The following is a 280-nucleotide window of genomic DNA, read 5'->3' as shown; positions in this document are numbered from 1 at the left end:
AAATTTACCCTGCGCGAACATCTTGCCGGGCTGCGGAACAACGACCAACTGCTGCTGATGCTGGTTAGGTCTTTCCTGCTGATTAACGTCTTTAATATTCGCGGCGGTTGGTATATGTACTTCATTACCTACGTCTTACAAGGCAGTACGGGCTACACGTCGCTGTTCTTCACCATGGTCACCTTCGCCTCCATTATCGGCTCGGTGATTGTCAGCCCGTTAACGCGGCGTTTCGATACCGTCAAAATTTACTACTACACCAATCTGCTCCTCGCTGCGC

Annotated in this window: 1 protein-coding gene; it reads left to right on the top strand. The window is 50.7% G+C overall.

Annotation, left to right across the window (positions count from 1 at the left end; translation table 11 throughout):
- Positions 1-280: MFS transporter (locus FN960_RS23940; RefSeq protein WP_185971143.1), on the top strand; the 280-nt coding region annotated here is incomplete at both ends.

The organism is Alkalicoccobacillus porphyridii (assembly GCF_007293315.1).
Classification (GTDB): domain Bacteria; phylum Bacillota; class Bacilli; order Bacillales; family Bacillaceae_D; genus Alkalicoccobacillus; species Alkalicoccobacillus porphyridii.
The sequence above is the reverse complement of the archived record's forward strand: the minus strand, read 5'-3'. Positions and strand labels throughout refer to the sequence as shown.